Annotated in this window: 15 protein-coding genes; 8 read left to right on the top strand and 7 right to left on the bottom strand. The window is 58.0% G+C overall.

Annotated features, from left to right (window positions below; genetic code table 11):
- Positions 1-27 precede the first annotated feature (27 nt).
- Positions 28-2,166: a phosphate acetyltransferase gene (pta, locus tag BGP77_RS15830; protein ID WP_108165673.1), complete on the bottom strand. Its 2,139-nt coding sequence runs from the start codon at positions 2,164-2,166 to the stop codon at positions 28-30.
- 3 nt (positions 2,167-2,169) lie between these two features.
- On the bottom strand, positions 2,170-3,366 hold the full coding sequence (locus BGP77_RS15825; protein ID WP_108166008.1) for an acetate kinase: 1,197 nt from the start codon (positions 3,364-3,366) through the stop codon (positions 2,170-2,172).
- A gap of 69 nt (positions 3,367-3,435) precedes the next feature.
- Between BGP77_RS15825 and BGP77_RS15820 the strand changes: the two genes are divergently transcribed.
- On the top strand, positions 3,436-4,911 hold the full coding sequence (locus BGP77_RS15820; protein WP_108166007.1) for a peptidoglycan DD-metalloendopeptidase family protein: 1,476 nt from the start codon (positions 3,436-3,438) through the stop codon (positions 4,909-4,911).
- A 189-nt stretch (positions 4,912-5,100) separates the two neighbouring features.
- Positions 5,101-6,321, top strand: a complete 1,221-nt coding sequence (locus BGP77_RS15815; protein WP_108165672.1) for an ABC transporter substrate-binding protein — start codon at positions 5,101-5,103, stop codon at positions 6,319-6,321.
- A 257-nt stretch (positions 6,322-6,578) separates the two neighbouring features.
- Here the strand turns inward: BGP77_RS15815 and BGP77_RS15810 are convergent, their stop codons facing one another.
- The 5 genes from BGP77_RS15810 to lnt all read right to left on the bottom strand — a co-directional run bounded on the left by BGP77_RS15810 (position 6,579) and on the right by lnt (position 12,225).
- A complete protein-coding gene (locus BGP77_RS15810; protein WP_108165671.1) occupies positions 6,579-7,844 on the bottom strand; it encodes a branched-chain amino acid ABC transporter permease in 1,266 nt (421 codons plus the stop codon).
- Positions 7,844-8,836, bottom strand: coding sequence for a branched-chain amino acid ABC transporter permease (locus tag BGP77_RS15805; protein WP_108165670.1), 993 nt, complete (start codon positions 8,834-8,836; stop codon positions 7,844-7,846). Before BGP77_RS15805 ends, BGP77_RS15810 begins: the two co-directional genes overlap by 1 nt.
- An 18-nt stretch (positions 8,837-8,854) precedes the next feature.
- Positions 8,855-9,559 carry an ABC transporter ATP-binding protein gene (locus BGP77_RS15800; protein ID WP_108165669.1) on the bottom strand — a complete coding sequence of 235 codons (705 nt, stop codon included), beginning with the start codon at positions 9,557-9,559 and terminating at the stop codon, positions 8,855-8,857.
- Positions 9,546-10,343 (bottom strand): ABC transporter ATP-binding protein, encoded by a 798-nt coding sequence (locus BGP77_RS15795; protein ID WP_108166006.1) that lies wholly within the window; start codon positions 10,341-10,343, stop codon positions 9,546-9,548. The genes BGP77_RS15800 and BGP77_RS15795 overlap by 14 nt, the downstream gene beginning before the upstream one ends.
- Before the next feature lie 343 nt (positions 10,344-10,686).
- Positions 10,687-12,225, bottom strand: coding sequence for an apolipoprotein N-acyltransferase (gene lnt, locus BGP77_RS15790; RefSeq protein ID WP_108165668.1), 1,539 nt, complete (start codon positions 12,223-12,225; stop codon positions 10,687-10,689).
- A 170-nt stretch (positions 12,226-12,395) separates the two neighbouring features.
- Between lnt and BGP77_RS15785 the strand changes: the two genes are divergently transcribed.
- The 6 genes from BGP77_RS15785 to hisI are packed head-to-tail and all read left to right on the top strand — an operon-like array spanning position 12,396 to position 17,871.
- Complete coding sequence (locus BGP77_RS15785; RefSeq protein ID WP_108165667.1) at positions 12,396-13,133, top strand: outer membrane lipoprotein-sorting protein; 738 nt, start codon at positions 12,396-12,398, stop codon at positions 13,131-13,133.
- A gap of 17 nt (positions 13,134-13,150) precedes the next feature.
- Complete coding sequence (locus tag BGP77_RS15780; protein ID WP_233252402.1) at positions 13,151-14,380, top strand: ABC transporter permease; 1,230 nt, start codon at positions 13,151-13,153, stop codon at positions 14,378-14,380.
- Positions 14,377-15,600 carry an FtsX-like permease family protein gene (locus BGP77_RS15775; protein WP_108165665.1) on the top strand — a complete coding sequence of 408 codons (1,224 nt, stop codon included), beginning with the start codon at positions 14,377-14,379 and terminating at the stop codon, positions 15,598-15,600. The genes BGP77_RS15780 and BGP77_RS15775 overlap by 4 nt, the downstream gene beginning before the upstream one ends.
- An 18-nt stretch (positions 15,601-15,618) precedes the next feature.
- On the top strand, positions 15,619-16,308 hold the full coding sequence (locus BGP77_RS15770; protein WP_108165664.1) for an ABC transporter ATP-binding protein: 690 nt from the start codon (positions 15,619-15,621) through the stop codon (positions 16,306-16,308).
- Complete coding sequence (locus tag BGP77_RS15765) at positions 16,301-17,440, top strand: hypothetical protein (protein WP_108165663.1); 1,140 nt, start codon at positions 16,301-16,303, stop codon at positions 17,438-17,440. Before BGP77_RS15770 ends, BGP77_RS15765 begins: the two co-directional genes overlap by 8 nt.
- A 20-nt stretch (positions 17,441-17,460) precedes the next feature.
- A complete protein-coding gene (hisI, locus tag BGP77_RS15760) occupies positions 17,461-17,871 on the top strand; it encodes a phosphoribosyl-AMP cyclohydrolase (protein ID WP_108165662.1) in 411 nt (136 codons plus the stop codon).
- The last annotated feature ends 11 nt before the right edge of the window (positions 17,872-17,882 follow it).

The following is a 17,882-nucleotide window of genomic DNA, read 5'->3' as shown; positions in this document are numbered from 1 at the left end:
TTCAGCAAGTACTTAAGAAGTTAGCCGTTACTCCGGGTTTTGCGCCGCCTGAACCGCGGTTAGCGCAATGGTGTAGATAATGTCTTCAACACCGGCACCGCGCGATAAATCGTTCACCGGTTTGCGCAAACCCTGCAACATCGGACCGATGCTGACCACATTGGCACTGCGTTGCACCGCCTTGTAGGTGGTGTTGCCGGTGTTCAGGTCGGGGAACACGAAGACGTTAGCACGACCCGCCACCTTGCTGTTCGGCGCCTTGCCTTTGGCAACGCTCGGAGTGCTCGCGGCATCGTATTGCAACGGGCCGTCGATCAGCAGGTCCGGGCGTTTTTGCTGCGCGAGTTTTGTGGCCTCACGCACTTTCTCGACATCGCTGCCTGCGCCGGATTCGCCGGTGGAGTAACTGATCATGGCGATGCGCGGTTCAATGCCGAACGCACGCGCCGAATCGCCGGACTGAATGGCAATGTCGGCCAGTTCACTGGCGTTGGGGTCGGGGTTAACGGCACAGTCGCCATAAACCACGGCCTGATCGGGCAGCAACATAAAGAACACCGACGACACCAGCGCCGCATCCGGCTTGGTTTTGATCAACTGCAACGCTGGACGAATGGTGTTGGCGGTAGTATGCACGGCACCCGAGACCAGACCATCGACTTCATCTTGTGCCAGCATCATGGTCGCCAGCACCACGGTGTCTTCCAGCTGTGCTTCGGCCATTGGTTCACTCAAGCCTTTGTGTTTACGCAGCTCGACCATCGGCGCGATGTAGTGTTCGCGCACGGCTTCCGGATCGATGATTTCCAGATCGTCCGGCAAGGTCAGATTCTGACTGGCAGCGACGCGTTGCACTTCCTCTGGGCGACCGAGCAACACACAGCGAGCCATACCTTTGCGGTGACATTGCACGGCGGCCTGAACCGTGCGGGGTTCTTCTCCCTCTGGCAGCACAATGCGTTTATTGGCCGCGCGTGCCTGTTGCACCAATCGGTGTCGAAACGCCGGTGGCGACAAGCGTTTTTCCATATCCAGGCGAGTGCGTTCCAGCAACCAGTCGCTTTCCAGATCGCCGGCGACGGCATTCATCACCGCTTCCATCCGTTCAATATCATCGGTCGGCACTTCGGTGTTTAACGCATTTAATTGTTGAGCGGTGGTGAAGGTATTGGTCGGTACCTGCATCACCGGTAAGCCGGTTTTAAATGCGGCCTGGCACAATTCCAATACGGCCGGATCCGGTTGGATGCCACCGGTAAAGACCAATCCGGATAGCGGCACGCCGTTCAGTGCCGCCATGCAACTGGCCAGCAGAATGTCTTCGCGGTCTCCGGGGGTGACCACTAAGGTTCCCGCGCGCAGGGTGTGCAGCATGTTGCGCATGGTGCGCGCGCAAACGGTGATGGTCTGCACGCGGCGCTCGGCCAGTTGGCCTTCGTAGAGTAAGTCCGCTTGCAGGTGGCGTTGAATGTCCAACGCCCGTGGCGCGACCAACAACGGGTCCCACAAGATGGTGCCCAGGCAAAGGAATTGATCGTTGAACACATTCAACGACCGGGCAGTGACGCGAACATCGGCCGCGCTTGCCGGTTCCGGCGGGTCTTCACCGGCCAATACCTGCTGGCTTTCTTCGCTGGGGGCGCCCACTTTGTTGAGAATGCAGCCGAGCACCCGATCGTTGCGTGTCCCGCCAAACAAGCTGGCGGTCATGCGAATGCGTTCAGCCAGGGTTGACCAGTCGTCGTCGTTGCGCGCGCCCACCAGAATAACGTCGGCATCCAGCGCTCGCGCCAGGTTCACATTGAGTTTGCCGATGTAACTTTCATCTGCAACCGGCACCAGACCTTCAACAATGACGACATCGGCATCGCCCGCTGATTGCTGGTAAACGTGGATCACTTCTTCCATCAACGCATCGGTGCGATCTTCCGCCAGTTGCTGTTGCGCATAACCCAGCGTTAAGGGTTGCGCCGGCTCCAAACCCAGCGTGGCTTTGACCAGGTGCGTCGATCGTTCCGGACCGTCTTCGCGCGCTTGTGTTTGGGCGATGGGTTTGCAAAAAGCAACCTTAACGCCGCGCTGCTCAAGCGCGCGAACCAGGCCCAGACAAACCGACGTTAACCCCGTGCCGGTGCCGGTAGCGGTGACAAAAAAGCTGTGTTGCATAGGTCAGAGAACCTCCGTCAGGCGGCGCGTGTCTTGGGCGATCATCCATTCTTCGCGAGTCGGGATCACCAGTGCTGCGGTTGAATCAGGTCGGGTGATGCGCGCATGCTCGCCCGGTTTTAGGTTGGCGGCTTCATCGCAATCGAACCCCAGCAGACTCAGATGACCGAGCACCTGACTGCGAATAACCGCTGCGTTTTCGCCAATGCCGCCGGTGAAGACCAACGCATCCAGCCGCGACAGGCTCATCGCCAGACCGCCGATTTTTCGTGCCAAGCGGAAACAGAACACATCGATGGCCAGGCGCGCATCGTTGTTGCCGGTGTCAGCCGCTTCAATCAGGGTGCGCATGTCGTTGGACAGACCGGACAATCCCAGTAAACCAGATTGACGATTCAGTGCTTCGTTAATGTCGTCGAGCGATAACTCGAGCCGGTCAGCCAGATAGGCGTGCAAACCCGGGTCGACATCGCCTGAACGCGTGCCCATCACCAGGCCTTCCAGTGGCGTCAGCCCCATGGTGGTGTCGACGGCGCGACCATTACGGACGGCGGTGGCGCTGCAACCGTTGCCCAGATGCGCGCTGATGACGCCGTGATCATTCGGGTCCAATTGCAATTGCGCCACCGCCTGACCGGCGACATAACGATGGCTGGTGCCATGAAAGCCATAACGGCGCACACCCAGCTCGGTGTACCAGTCTTTAGGCACTGCATAGAGAAACGCCGCTGGTGCCAATGTCTGGTGAAAGGCGGTATCGAACACCGCCACCTGGGGCACCTCGGGGTAAAGCGATTGTAAAGCCTTAATGCCGAGCAATGCCGGTGGATTATGCAGCGGCGCCAGGCTTGCGCAGGCGTCGATGCCGTCGATAACGGCGTCATCAATCACCACCGATTGACTGAAGGCTTCACCCCCATGAACCACCCGATGACCGATGGCCGCAGGCGTGCCATAGTCGGCGTTAAGGCGTTTGCCGATCGCGGCAAGTGCGGCTTCATGACCTTCGCCCTCCAGCGATTGGCGTTGCTTTCCAGAAGCGTCCTGCCATGTTAAAACCGCCTCGGGTGTGCCCAGTCGTTCAGCCAAACCGCTGAGCAATTCAGTGTCGTTTGTTGTTTCCGACGCGCCGCTGAATAACGAAAATTTCAACGAGGACGAACCGGAATTGATCACCAGGATGGGAGTCTTCAACGTCAAGCAGGTCACCACATAAAACAATAAGGGGAAGTTGTGCCCGAAGTGTATAAGAGCGCAGGTGTGAAAGGTATGGCTCGGTTACTGAGCTGCGTCATGATTTGGGGTTGTTCTCTGGTGGTTTCGGCGGCGCAATGGCCATCGGGTTATGGCCAATGGGTGAGTGGCGGTTATTTTATTGGCCATACCGAACCCTTCAGTCGAGTGGTGTTTAATGGTGTTGAAATCGATGTCGATGGCGACGGTTATTACTTGTTGCCTTTCGAGCGCGACAGCGAAGGTCCGCAGCAATTAAGCATCACCCTCGCCAGTGGTGATATTCAGCATTTCGAGCCCGAGATCGATCGGCGTGATTTTAATGTTCAACGCATCGATGGCTTAGACCCGAATCGAGTTGAGCCTCCGCCAGAAGTGATCGATCGCATCCTTGCTGATGCCGAACGCGCGGCTCTGGCGCGGCAACAATACATTGACAGCAATGCCTGGCGACAACCCTTTATCTGGCCCGTGCGAGGCCGAATCTCCGGCGTCTATGGCAGTCAGCGCATTTTGAATGGTGAGCCGCGCCAACCGCATTGGGGTGTTGATCTGGCGCGCCCAACCGGGACGCCCGTGCGCGCGCCAGCCGATGGCGTGATCACCCTGGCTGAACCGGATATGTATTTCAGCGGCGGCACCATCATGCTCAATCACGGTGCCGGTTTATCGTCGACCTTTTTGCATTTATCGCGCCTCGATGTGAGCGTTGGCACACAGGTTGTGCAAGGCGATGTGATTGGGGCCGTGGGCAGCACCGGTCGGTCGACCGGGCCGCATCTGGATTGGCGCATTAACGCGGGTGAAGCGCGCATCGACGCCGCCTATTGGGTGCCGCCGCAGGATGAATTGTGTGAGCCTGAAGGCGAGGGTGAGGAAGTCGTGTTATTGCTGCACGGGCTGGGACGTGGTGAAGGATCAATGAATGCCTTGGCCGGTGATCTGCGCGATGCCGGTTTCGCCACCTGTAATCAGGCGTATCCCAGCCGGCAACAAAGTTTGCCGCAGCTGTCGGGTTATGCTGCCAACGCGCTCGATGGACTGGAGCAGGCGGGCTATCAGCGCGTGCATCTGGTGACGCATTCAATGGGTGGCATTTTAGCGCGTTATTTATTGCAGTATCGGGCGTTGCCCGGTGACGGTCGGCTGGTCATGCTCAGCCCGCCTAATCATGGCAGTGAGATTGTTGATGCGTTTGGTGATCAACGCTGGTTTCAGTGGCTGATGGGGCCGGCCGCTGGCGCACTGGCAACCGATAAAACCGCTCTGGTGAATCGTCTGGCGCCCATCGAGACGCGTACCGGCATCATCACCGGCACGCGCTCCAGTGATCCCTGGTTTAATTTTCTGTTCGATGGTGAACACGATGGCAAAGTCTCGGTCGACAGTGCTCGTCTGAACGAAGCCGATGGCTTCCGTCTGGTTGACGCAGGCCACACCTTTATTATGAGAGATCGAGAAGTGCGCGCTCTGGTGATTGAATTTTTGCAGCAGGGTGTTTTTGTGCATTAGCGTTTTTGCACCTAAGCATTGTTTTGCAAAGAGAATGCGACGGGCTTCGTAGACATCGTTAAAACTGTGCACGAAGCCCGTGCTAGAGCCGCCAGCCCCCTTGTTTTTCTTTACAAAACTCCGCAACATGGCGGGGTCCGTCCCTTAGGTAACCTCTAGGGAATGACCAACCTTTTGCGAGAGAGACTCATGAATAAAAAACTTACCATTGGCGCCATTGTGGTCGCCGTAGTGATTGTTCTGGCCGTCGTTTTCGTCCAGCAATCACGTCCGCAAGAAGTCAAAATTGGCTTTCTGGGTGGATTCACTGGTCCGATTGAAAGCCTGACACCGCCGATTTTTTCCGGCGCTGAACTGGCTGTGGCTCAGGTGAATGCCCAAGGCGGTATCCTCGATGGCGAAACACTGCTGATTCCGAGTGCCGACACGTCGTGTGCCGACTCTTCTGTTGCTGTCAGCGGCGCTGACCGTCTGGTTAACACCGAAGGTGTGACTGCCATCGTTGGTGCTCTGTGCTCCGGCGCGACCATCGCTGCGGCGAACCAAGTTGCCGTTCCGGCCAATGTGGTGATGATTTCTCCGGCTTCTACTTCGCCGGCGCTGACCACTCTGGACGACAACGATCTGGTATACCGCACGCCGCCGTCTGATGCCTATCAGGGCGAAGTCCTGGCTCAATTGCTGATCAGCAAAGGCATCGAAGATGCCGCCGTTACCTACGTCAACAACGACTACGGTAAAGGTCTGGCTGACGCTTTTGCTTCTGCTTTCGAAGCTAACGGTGGTGAAGTGACTGCCAACCTGGCTCACGAAGACGGTAAAGCCGACTACCGCGCTGAAATCGGTTCTCTGACCGGCAGCGGTTCTGAAAACCTGGTCGTACTGGCTTACGCCGACGGCTCTGGTCAGACCATCCTGCGTCAAGCCTACGAAAGTGGTGCATTCAGCACTTACGTCGGTGCTGACGGCATGGTCGGTGACGCTCTGGTAACTGCGGTTGGTGCTGACGTACTGGCTGGCATGATCGCGACTCGTCCGGGTACTCCGGAACTGCCGGGTGCTGACCTGTTCGCCGCTCAGGCTGAAGAAGCGGGTTTCGATCCGAACTCAGTCTTCGCCGGTCAGGCTTATGATGCTGCCTTCATGCTGGCGCTGGCCATCGAGAAAAACGGCAACAGCCGCGATGGTCTGGTTGCTGCACTGCGCGACATCGCCACTGCTCCGGGTGAAGTGATCCTGCCGGGCGAGTGGGAAAAAGCCAAAGCTCTGCTGGCCGAAGGCGCTGACATCAACTACGAAGGTGCCACTGGCTCCCACGAGTTCGATGCCAACGGTGACGTACCGGGTGTGATCGTTGAAATGACCGTCGAGAATGGTCGTTTCGTAGAAGTAGGCCGCGCGGGTAACTGATCAACGCGAACTGCTTTACAGAAAAAGCCGGCATCGCGCCGGTTTTTTTTATGGCGGTAATTTCATCTGGGGTTGTCGATGGCCTTGGCACGAAACAGCGGCGACAGCAGCAATATAGGGTGGCGATGTTCTCGCGGTTCGAAGGTTATTAACCCGTTGCCACTGGCTTTGGAATCACCCTCCGACCCTCTGGCTGAATAATTACCCAGCATAAAAAAAGCCACCCGAAGGTGGCTTTTTTTATCGGTGATGGCCGATCAGGTGTGGTGTTTGACCTGCTCGGGAATCAACCCTTTCGGTGCGTAACGCAGTACCATGGAAATGATCAGGCCGATGACAAAGACGCGGGCTTGCAATGCTCTGCTGTCGAGATCGCTCGGTGCCTGCCAGCCAAACCAGGCGTCGCCCAGATTGCGCACCACATCGAGCAACAGCAGCGCAACGGGTTCTGACATGGTCCAGACGACGTATACGAAGACAGCGCCAAAGAGCGTACCCAGGTTATTACCCGGACCACCCAGAATCACCATCACCCAAATCAAAAAGGTGTGGTTCAACGGCAGGAACCCGCTGGGATCGAAAATGCCATTGAAGGTGATCAAGGCTGCACCGCCAATGCCCATCAACACCGAACCGAAAATGAAGACTTCCAGACGACGACCGTTGACGTCTTTACCCATGGCCGATGACGACAGTTCGTTGTCGCGAATCGAGCGCATGGTCCGACCCCAGGGTGCGTTGTAAGCCCGGTGCAACAGGAAGAACAGGGCGGCAATGATGACGGCCGTCAGCGACAGGTAGGCGGCACGCGCACCAATAAAACCAATGTCCGCCGGGCCAGGAACCGGCCAGGGAATGGGTGATACAGTTAAGGTGCCGCGAGTCAGCCAGTCGGCGTTTTTCAAAAACGCCTTAATGATTTCGGCAATGCCGAGGGTGGCGATGGCCAGATAGTCCGAACGCAAACCCAGGCAGATATGGCCGATAAAGTAAGCCACCGCACCCGCCAAAGCGCCGCCGACCAACCAGCCCAGCCAGACCGGCAAACCCAGACCGCCAATAAAGCCGGCTTCGGATTCAATGGCCGATGCGACCGGGTCGAGCGAGACTTTGATCCACAGGTAACCCAGCAGGCCAACAACAATGCCCAGCCAGGCGCCGAGTTTTTTCGGTGCACCGAAGCGCTTCAGCTGCGTCAGGCCGACGACCACTGCCACGACCAGCGCGGCTTTTAAGAGCACGCCGCCCAGTTGACCGGGCAGATCCGTGGCCCAGAAATCGTCGTTGATCGGGAAGCCGAGCAACACCGACATATAACCGCCCAGGGCGACAAAACCCATGATACCGGCGTTGAACAATCCCGCGTAGCCCCACTGAATGGTCAAGCCCAGTGCGAGGATGGCGTAGCAGGCGGCTTCAGCTAACAGACGAATGCTGAACGGCGCGCCCATAAAGGCGAACACCAGCACCAGAATCAGAGCCAGGCCACCAAACAGATAAAGGTTCTTTTCAGATTGATTCATTACAGGACCTTCCCTTTCAGGATGCCGGTCGGGCGCCACACGAGAATCGCGACCAGAATGAAGAACGGAATGGTGATTTTGTATTCAGTCGGCACGAACGATAGATCGGCGGGTAAATCCCAACCGAAGGCGGTTTCCAGTGGACGCAACAAGATGGCCCAATTGAACACCGCCAGCGTTTCGGCAAAGCCCACCACAAAACCGCCGACCAAAGCGCCATAGGGATGACCCACACCACCGACGATGGCGGCAGCGAAAATAGGCAGCAAAATCATAAAGGAGAGGTCGGGTTTCAGAGTGACGTCGAGCGACAGCAAGGTACCGGCCGCACACGCCAGCGCACCGGCAATCACCCAGGTAACACCGACGACGGTGTTGGTGTTGATGCCAGATACGCGAGCCAGATCGGGGTTGTCGGACATGGCGCGCATGGCCTTACCCAAACGGGTGCGGTTGAGGAAGATGTGCAGCGCCACGACGGCAAAGATCGTAAACAGGAACAGCAGAATCTGCGGCTCGGTGACCACGATGCTTTCTGATGCGTCGCTCAGGTTAAAACTGAAAATGCTTTTGCGGTCGTCAATGTACAGGCTCTGAGTGCCGGTACCGGCGAAGAAACGAATCAGGCCTTGCAGCATTAGGGTGACACCGACGGACGCCATCACCATCACCACTGGCTTGACGTTGTTGTCACGCAGTGGTTTGTAAAAGGCTTTATCGAGACCAATGGCGATCACCGCTGTGGCGGCCATCGCGACCGGCATCATCACGAAAGCCGTGGGCAGCCCAATGGCCGGGCCTACTGCCGGGAACAGCGCGGTCAGGATCAGCACGATAAAGGTGCCCATGGTCATCATGTCGGCGTGGGCAAAGTGTGCGAAGCGCAGAATGCCAAAAATCAGCGTGACGCCGATTGCGCCGATGGCGTAGATGGAACCGATCACGGCTCCGGAAATCAGCACGAAATTGATAAAGAAAATCAGCTCGTTCAAAACGGACTCCTTGTAACCTCAACCACCCAGGAAGCTTTTTGCCACTTCCGGATCGGCGAGCAAATTGGCGCCGGTGTCTGTGTAACGGTTCTGGCCGGCGGCCAATACGAACCCCTTGTGCGCAATGCGCAGTGCCTGTTTGGCGTTTTGTTCCACCATCAGCACACCGACGCCGCTTTCGTTAACGGCGATCACACGCTCGAAAATTTCGTTCATATAGAGCGGTGACAAACCGGCGGTCGGTTCGTCCAGCAACAGCAGACTGGGCTCGACCATCAGAGCGCGGCCCATGGCCACCATCTGACGCTGACCGCCAGAAAGCTCACCGGCCGGTTGGCGGCGTTTGTCCTTTAAGTCGGGGAAGAAGGAGTAGACGCGTTCGAGCATATAGCTGTAGTCGTCTTTGCGCGTGAAGGCGCCCATTTCCAGGTTCTCTTCCACGCTCAGGCTGACGAACACATTGTGTTCCTGCGGCACGAACGCCATGCCTTTGCGCACCAGCGCATCGGGGGCGTTGTTGGTGATGTCGTCACCGCGCAGGGTAATGCTGCCTTCACTGATGTTGAGCAGGCCGAATATGGCTTTCAGCGTGGTCGATTTACCGGCGCCGTTGGGGCCGACAATGACGCCGATCTCATCCTGTTCGATGCTCATCTTGACGCCATTGAGAATGTTCATACCGCCGTAACCGGCGTAGATGTCATGGGTTTCAAGCAGTGCCATTGGATGCTCCGGTCTCGCTCGGGTCGCTGCCGAAATAGGCTTCGATAACGGCGGGGTTGTTCTGAATTTCCTCGATGGTGCCTTCAACCATCACACTGCCTTGCGCCAGTACGATGACCGGATCACACAGCTCGGCGATCATGTCCATGTCGTGCTCGATCACCAGGAAGGTGTAACCCATCTCTTCATTCAGACGCTGGATATTGCGCACCAGATCTTTGAGCAGAGTCCGGTTCACACCAGCGGCGATTTCATCGAGCAACACCACCTTGGCATCGACCATCATGGTGCGACCCAGTTCCAGCAGTTTCTTCTGACCACCGGAGAGGTTGCCGGCCAGCTCGTTACGCACGTGGCTTAAACCAATAAAGTCGATCACCTCAATGGCTTTCTGGCGCACTTCCGCTTCACGAGCGGCCACCAGGCCCGGACGGAACCAGGTATTAAAGATGTTCTCGCCCGGTTGTTCCGGCGGCACCATCATCAGGTTTTCCAGAGCACTCAGATGACTGAATTCCTGGGCAATCTGGAAAGTCCGCAACAGGCCTTTGCCGAACAATTGCTGAGACGGCAGGTTGGTGATGTCTTCGCCATCGAGCATGATGCGACCGCTGTCGATCGGAAACGTGCCGGCGATGAGATTAAACAGAGTCGATTTACCAGCGCCGTTGGGGCCGATCAAACCGGTGATGGAACCTTTCTCAACGCTGATTGAACAGTCGTTGATGACTTGCAGCGCGCCGAAAGCTTTCGAAACGCCGCTGACGTCAATGATGGAACTCATTAACCCTCCCACATTCTTGGGTTGACCGCCGCTCTTCGGCGGCTGGCCGCTGTAATGGGCGTGCGCTGATATCCAGGCCGGTGGCAGCCAGATCTGATCGCCAAAGCGAAAGCAGACCGCCGGGCACGGCTCAACTGAAATGGCACGCTCGAGATTTTGCAACGTAAAAGCGTCAGTGAGGACGCCGGGCGTTTCGGAGTTCCCTTACGCCTCTTTTTTCGGGTGTTTTTACGGAGTCACGATCGAAGATCGCCGACGGCCGATAAAATCCGGGCGATTCTACACGTTTCGGGCGGGGAAATGAACGCGCCAGGCCGCTATCTCGGGCCTGGCACAAAAAGTTTCAGACGCTGTCCGTGCGTTTGGCTGGCCAGCGACACAACACCAGCATTAGAACTGGCAACAACAACCAGGCCTGCCCGCCAAAGCGTTGATAGGGCGTGATGCCCTGGCGCAGCTGAACATCGCCTTTGACGGCGGCAATTTCAAACTGAGCGCTGCGCTGCACAATGCGACCCCGGGCGTCGATCAGCGCGGAAATGCCGTTCTGAGTGGCGCGCACAATGTCGCGGCCGTTTTCGATGGCGCGCATCCGGGTGATCTGCAAATGCTGATGGGGCGCCAGTGAATCGCCAAACCAGGCATCGTTGCTGACCATGATCAGCAAATCGGAATCGCGCGCCAGTTGGCGTACCAGGCCCGGATAGGCGGCTTCATAGCAGATGACCGGCGCCAACTGACGGGTCTGGCCCGCATAATTCCAGGGCATGGTGCGCTGTGGGGTTTGCGCCGGTGACATGGTCGACATCGGAATGCTGAAAAAGTTGATCAGACCGCGCAGTTGGGCGTCGAACGGCAGGTATTCGCCGAAGGGCACCAGGTGCTGTTTGCGGTATTCGCCCGACGCGGTACCGAAGCCGAGCAGGGTGTTAAAGAAGCGGCCGTCTTCGCTGTTGATGATACCGGTGACGATGCCCTGGTTTCGGTCTAAACCCAACTGATCCAGTTGACTTAAATAGGTCGACAGACGTTCCGGGCGTGCGGTCAGTGCCGCCTCTGGCCACAGCATCAGATCGACATCGGCGTGCAGACCGGCCTGACGACCGTAAAAATCGAGCGTCGGACGCAGCATGTCTGAGCGCCACTTGTCGGTCTGGGCAATGTTGGACTGAACCGCGACGGCACGAATGCGATCGGAGGCGGTGGTCCAGTGATCGGCCGGCCAGAGTGCACCGGCGCCAAAACCGAGCAGTGTTGCTAGGACTGCGCTGATCATTCCCCAGCGCGCGGCACGCCCGGCGGCGACCAGGCGGGTGAGCTGTGCCGCGGCTAGCGCCAGCGCCAAACTCAACCCGTAAACACTGACCAGCGACGACAGTTGCCCGAACCAGGTGCCGGTGTGCGCATAGCCCGCCAACAACCAAGGCATGCCGGTAAACAACCAGGAGCGCAGCCACTCGAACATCACCCACAGCGCAGGCGCACCCAGCGTCAGAGCACCGCGACGACCGGCGAGAAAGCGGTGATACAGCCAGGCTTGAAGGGCCGAGAGCAAGGCAAAACCCAAACAGAAGGCCGTGGTCATCAACACCGACAGGGCAACGCCCGTATGGACGGTGCGCATCGAGGCATAGACCCAGGAAATGCCCAGGCCGAACAGGCCCGCGCCAAAACACAAACCCAGCCAGAACGCCTGCCGGGAGCTGCGCGCCTGATGCACCACCCAGAAATAACCGGCGATGCTCAGCCAGGCCAGTGGCCACAGATAAAAAGGCGCTAATGCCAGTGGCAGCAACAGTCCGAACAGGACGGCCAGCACCGACAAGACACGGGGATTGGTGGCGCTTAAGCGGTTGCCAGCAAAACGGGGGGCGGACGGCATGGCGGCTCCTCAACCGCTGAACGAAGCCCGAATCATGCCTTTTGCCGATGGCGTTTTAAAGTCGCTTTGGTGCTTGGTCGGCGGGTTAATCAATCGGCTGACGTTGATCATTAAATTGACTCGGGCGTCGTGCTAGTCTGACGGCTCGCTGCGTTATTCAGGGAGATCGAATGAAGCCGTTGATGCTGAGTTTGCTGGTCGTGATGATGGTCATGCCGGTTCACGCCGTAGAAACCCCGAGTGCCACCGAGTTGCTGGATCGCATGGACACGCTCTACCAGCAGGATTCCGCCCACGCCATCATGACCATGACGGTGGTGACGCCGGATTACCAACGCGCCATGCAACTGGAAAGCTGGTCGCTGGGTCTGGATTATGCGTTGGTAAAGGTGCTCGAACCGGTGCGTGAACGCGGTGTGGCAACGCTGCAGCGCGACACCGAGATGTGGAATTTCCTGCCTAAGATCAACAAGGTGGTGAAGGTGCCACCGTCGATGATGATGGGCTCCTGGATGGGCTCAGATTTCACCAACGACGACCTGATGCGCGACACCTCCTGGTCCGAAGAATACGACGTCTCTTTGCGCGAAACCGCCGACACCTATGAGCTGCAATTAACGCCCTTCGAAAACACCGTAACCGTCTGGGGCGCCATGACCTTGCTGATCGATAAGGCCAGCTTGCTGCCGCTGGAACAACGCTACTTCGATGAAGACGGCGAACAGATGCGCGTGATGACGTTCTCCAATGTGACCGATTTTGGCGGCACCGCCTTGCCCGCCACGATGACGCTGACGCCGCTGAACAAAGCAGGTCAGTACACCGAGGTGGAATATCAGCAACTTGAGTTTAACGTCGGTCTCGACGACGGTTTCTTCACGCTGCAAAACCTGCGGCGACGTCGCTGAGGAGGCTGCTCGTGCTGATGTTCAAACTGGCGCTGCGAAATATTCTGCGCAGCCGTCGCCGCACCCTTTTGACGTTACTCAGCCTCGGCGGCGGCTATTTGCTGACCGCGCTGCAACTGTCGGTGACCGAAGGCAGTTACGATCAGATGCTCAGCACCTACACCCGTGATACCACCGGTCACGTGCAGATTACCGCTGAAGGTTATGTTGAAACGCCGCGTCTGTACGACAGCCTGAGCCTGAACGATGCTGATTTGAGTGAACTGGAAGCCCAGCCCAATGTGGTGGCGGTGACGCCACGCATCGAAAGCAGTGCGCTGGCCTATGGTGAGACCAAAAGCTTCCCAGTCGACGTGGTGGGCATCGATCCGCAACGCGAAGCCGGTTTGTCGTTTCTGGCCGACAAGCTCAGAGCCGGCACTTATCTAACCGACCAGCCGGATACCGACGGCTATTTTGCCGCCATGATCGGTGCGCAAGTGGCGCGGCAATTAAGCGTGGGGGTTGGCGATGAACTGGTGTTGGTGTCGCAAGGCGCCGATGGATCTCTGGCAAATGATCTGTACCGCGTCAGCGCCATTGTTGGCACCATCGACAGCGCCGAATCCCGGCGTGTGGTTCTGCCGCTGCGTGCGGCCCAGCAGTTCTACGCCATGCCCGGCAAAGTACACCGTCTGATCGTGCTGGGCCGTGATTACCGACGGGCGCCGCAACTGGCGGAACAACTCGATGGCTGGGCGGGTCAGCATTGGGATGACACCGATGTCGGGGCCACTTCCTGGCAGGTCGTGGCGGCCGATTTTTATCGCACCATGGAGGCCGATAAATCCGGCGGTCAGGTGACCATGGTGATATTGATTTTCCTGGTCTGCGTCGGTGTGCTGAACACCATTTTGATGTCAGTGATGGAGCGCACGGGCGAATTCGGTGTGCTCAAAGCCATCGGCACGTCGCCGGGTCGGCTGTTCCGGCTGATCATGCTCGAAGCCGGGTTGCTTGCCATTCTCGCCTGTCTGTTGGCGTTGATTCTGGTGTTGCCGATCAACGCCTGGTTTACCTGGGTCGGCTTGGAAATTGAACCGATTGAATTTTCCGGTGTGTTGTTCACTCGCTACGCCGGGCAGATGTCGTTCTATGTCTTTGCGCAACCGGCGCTGTTGATTGTGGTAGCGACCTTGATCGCAGCGCTGTGGCCAGCCTGGCGCGCCGCGCGTTTGGTTCCGGTGGAGGCGATGCGACGCTTATGACCTGGCATCTGGCTTTGCGCAACCTGGCGCGCAATCGGCGGCGAACGTTTTTAACGGCGATGATCATCAGCCTCAGTCTGGCCGCGTTGGTGCTGACCGACGGCGTCATTTCCGCCATGGCTGACACCATGGTGCGCTCGGCAACGCGACTGTACGGCGGCGATGCGCAAATTCATCAGCGCGATTATCTGGCCGCGCGCGATGAATCATTCACGTTCGGCGAGGTGGCGGCGTTATTGGATCAACTTGACCAGAGTGAATGGGTCGAAGCCGCCACGCCCCGCGCACTGGCATTTGGCATGGTCTCAAGCTCGGCCAGTAACCGGGCGGTGCAAGTGATGGGCATCGATCCGTCGCGTGAAGCGCGGGTGTCGAAATTGGCAAATGTGGTGGTCGAGGGGGACTACCTCGATGCCGGCGGCAGCGAGACGCAGTTGTTGATCGGCTGGCGGCTGGCGCAATTGCTGGAGGCGGAACTGGGCGACCGCATTGTGCTGTCGGTGCATAACCAGATCGATGAAACCGCTGAGCAACAGCTGTTTCGGGTATCGGGCATTTTCCGGTTTAACGCCCGCGAACTGGACGAAAACGCCGCCTTTATTCTGCTGCCACGCGCCCAGCAGATGCTGGGTATTGGCCAGCAGATTCATGAGCTGGCGTTAAATCTGCGTCAGGCATCGCTGGCCGGCCAAGCCGATTTGCCGCTCTTTGCTCAACTCAGTAACGCCGATCGTATTGCCGAAGGCTGGCCGCAATTGATGCCACAGCTCGATGGCATGTTGCAGATGACGCGTTACTCAACGGTCATTGTCGGTGTCATTCTGTTTGTGCTGGCAGCATTAGGCGTGATCAACGGTCTGTTTATGTCGATCTACGAACGCGTCTGGGAGTTCGGCGTGTTGCTGGCCATCGGTACGCGGCGGCGCGTCCTCTTTGGATTGATTCTGGCCGAAGGTCTGTTGCTCGGCGTCGGCGCCATTGTCATTGGTCTGGTGGTGGGCGTTTTGGTCACTGTGTTGGTGGCGCAGATCGGCATTGATTACGGCGGCATGGAAGTGGCGGGCGTGGCGCTGAACGAAGTCATCCGGCCGCAGTTGAACCTCAGTCAGTTGATCATTTTGCCGATCTGGGTGCTGGCGTTAACGCTGCTGGCCTGCCTGTATCCGGCGGCGCACGCGGCGCGCATCGTGCCGGCCCGGGCGCTGCATAAAAGTCTTTAGAGTCGGGAGTCAAACCGCATGAGTACGGTGATTGAAACGGTCGGGCTGAGCCGGCATTACGGCAGCGGCGATACGCTGGTGAAGGCGCTCGATGCTGTCGACCTGCGTATCGAAGCGGGCGAGTTCACCGCCATTGTCGGGCCATCGGGTTCCGGTAAATCGACGCTGCTGCAATTGATCGGCGGGCTCGATCATCCCAGCGAAGGTGAAGTGCATCTGGCCGGTCAGCCGATTTCCAGTTACAGCGGTCGTCAGCTGTCGGATTTTCGTCGCGATCATATCGGTTTTATTTTCCAGGCTTACAATCTGATTCCGGTACTGAGTGCCGCTGAAAACTGCGAATACATCATGTTGCTGCAAGGCATCAAAGCCGACGAACGTCAGCGGCGGGTGGCGACCATGTTGCAGCAAGTTGGCCTGGCCGGACGTGAAGATCGGCGGCCGTCGCAGTTGTCGGGTGGGCAGCAACAACGGGTGGCGGTGGCGCGCGCCATGGTCAGTCAACCGGACATCATTCTCGCCGATGAACCGACCGCCAACCTCGATTCCCAAACCGGTATGGACCTGCTCGATATGATGGTTGAACTGAACCAGCGCGACGGCATGACGTTCGTGTTCTCCACGCACGATCCGAAAATTATGGAGCGGGCACGGCGCTTGGTGTATTTGCGCGACGGAGTCGTGGAACGGGAGGAGCGGCGTGATTGATCGCAGCTTAGCCGTTGGCCTGCTCAGTTTGTTGCCGTTGTCGGCGCTTGCGGCCAAAGACGTCTGGTTGGATGTCGGCGCGGGTTTTGATCAGCAATGGCAGAACGACTCGGGCGACGATGCCAGCGTGCAATCGCTCGACGCTCGTTTTAACACCCTCTGGTATCCGCAGGCGCCGCTTGAGTTCGGCGTGCAATACGGTCTGGAACAACGCGCTTTTCTCGCGGGCGGTGCAACTGACACCGAACCGACCACAGCGGACTTCCGCGTTGCCGATCTCGATGCGGCGTTAATCGAAGACGATGACGCCGCCCTCTATCAGAATCTGGATCGACTCTACGGCCAGTGGTTCAGCCCGGTCGGCGATATTACGCTCGGTCGTCAGGCGATTGGTTTTGGTCTGGCGAAACGCTTTTCGCCGGTCGATGTGGTGCAACCGGCTGGGTTACGCGCCACCGAACGGCGCTACCGGCCCGGTGTTGATGCGGCGCGCTGGCTGATACCGGCTGGGGCGGTCAGTGAAGTCGATTTGGGTTGGGTGTTTGGCGACGACGAACTATTGTTCGCCCGCGGTTACCGTCAGCTGGGTTCGACCTCATTGGAAGTGACGGCGCTGACCTTAAACCAAGAGCAGCAGCTGTACGGTGTCGGTGCTGAAGGTTCCATCGGTCTGTTTGGTTTGTGGCAGGAAACCGCCTGGCTCAGCGATGATCAAGAAGCGGGCTGGCGCATGACCATCGGTGCCGATCATCGGATCTGGCGCGACATCTATCTGCAATTTGAATATCACTACAACGGTTTGGGCGCTGATGACAGCGACGATTACGGCCGCTCGGCAGACAGTGCCTTTTACCACAGCGGCCTGGTGCTGCCGCTGGCGCAGCACTATACCTCAACGCAAGTGGTCGGTTCGTTAGGCGCGCTGTATCAGTTTCAGGTTGGCGCTGAATACAATGTGGTCGACGGTTCACAATTGAATACCGCCAGCCTGGTGCGCAGCCTGGGTGATAACACCGAACTGACAATGGCCGTGACCTTGCCGGTGCAGCGCACCCAAAATACCTCGAATAGCAGCACAGAATTCGGAGTGTATCCGGCGGTATTTTCAGTAAACTGGTCCACCGTTTTCTAGTCACCGCTTTGGAACAATTCATGTTTAAAGAATGGGAAGCCGCTTCGGCAGGCACAACCTTGTCGCTGACCGAGGTGCTCGACCAGTTGCGTTACAACGACGATGGTCTGGTACCGGCCATTGCCCAGCAGCACGATAGCGGCGAAGTGCTGATGCTCGCCTGGATGAACCGCGACAGCATCATCGAGTCCCTGCAAACCGGTCAGGTCTGCTACTGGTCACGCTCGCGTCAGACCTATTGGCGTAAGGGTGAATCCTCCGGTCACCGTCAACGGTTGCGTGAACTGCGCATCGATTGCGACGGCGATGCGTTGCTGCTGCTGGTCGATCAGCAAGGCCCCGCTTGCCACACTGACCGTCGCGATTGCTTCTACATTTCCCTCGATGCCCAGGGAGCGCGCATCCTCACCGACCCTGCTTCGGGTCGTTAACGCCGTCTTTG

The sequence above is a fragment of the Saccharospirillum sp. MSK14-1 genome (assembly GCF_003054965.1).
In the GTDB taxonomy this organism is placed as follows: Bacteria; Pseudomonadota; Gammaproteobacteria; order Pseudomonadales; family Natronospirillaceae; genus Saccharospirillum.
Note: the sequence above shows the minus strand (reverse complement) of the source record. Positions and strands in the feature narration are given on the sequence as shown.

Bases quoted from the DNA above. Each gene is read 5' to 3' on its own strand.
- BGP77_RS15785 (WP_108165667.1), top strand. From the start codon at position 12,396: ATGAAGCCGTTGATGCTGAGTTTGCTGGTCGTGATGATGGTCATGCCG.
- pta (WP_108165673.1), bottom strand. From the start codon at position 2,166: ATGCAACACAGCTTTTTTGTCACCGCTACCGGCACCGGCACGGGGTTA.
- BGP77_RS15780 (WP_233252402.1), top strand. From the start codon at position 13,151: ATGTTCAAACTGGCGCTGCGAAATATTCTGCGCAGCCGTCGCCGCACC.
- BGP77_RS15800 (WP_108165669.1), bottom strand. From the start codon at position 9,559: ATGGCACTGCTTGAAACCCATGACATCTACGCCGGTTACGGCGGTATG.
- BGP77_RS15820 (WP_108166007.1), top strand. From the start codon at position 3,436: ATGGCTCGGTTACTGAGCTGCGTCATGATTTGGGGTTGTTCTCTGGTG.
- BGP77_RS15770 (WP_108165664.1), top strand. From the start codon at position 15,619: ATGAGTACGGTGATTGAAACGGTCGGGCTGAGCCGGCATTACGGCAGC.
- BGP77_RS15815 (WP_108165672.1), top strand. From the start codon at position 5,101: ATGAATAAAAAACTTACCATTGGCGCCATTGTGGTCGCCGTAGTGATT.
- BGP77_RS15810 (WP_108165671.1), bottom strand. From the start codon at position 7,844: ATGAATCAATCTGAAAAGAACCTTTATCTGTTTGGTGGCCTGGCTCTG.
- BGP77_RS15775 (WP_108165665.1), top strand. From the start codon at position 14,377: ATGACCTGGCATCTGGCTTTGCGCAACCTGGCGCGCAATCGGCGGCGA.
- BGP77_RS15795 (WP_108166006.1), bottom strand. From the start codon at position 10,343: ATGAGTTCCATCATTGACGTCAGCGGCGTTTCGAAAGCTTTCGGCGCG.
- lnt (WP_108165668.1), bottom strand. From the start codon at position 12,225: ATGCCGTCCGCCCCCCGTTTTGCTGGCAACCGCTTAAGCGCCACCAAT.
- hisI (WP_108165662.1), top strand. From the start codon at position 17,461: ATGTTTAAAGAATGGGAAGCCGCTTCGGCAGGCACAACCTTGTCGCTG.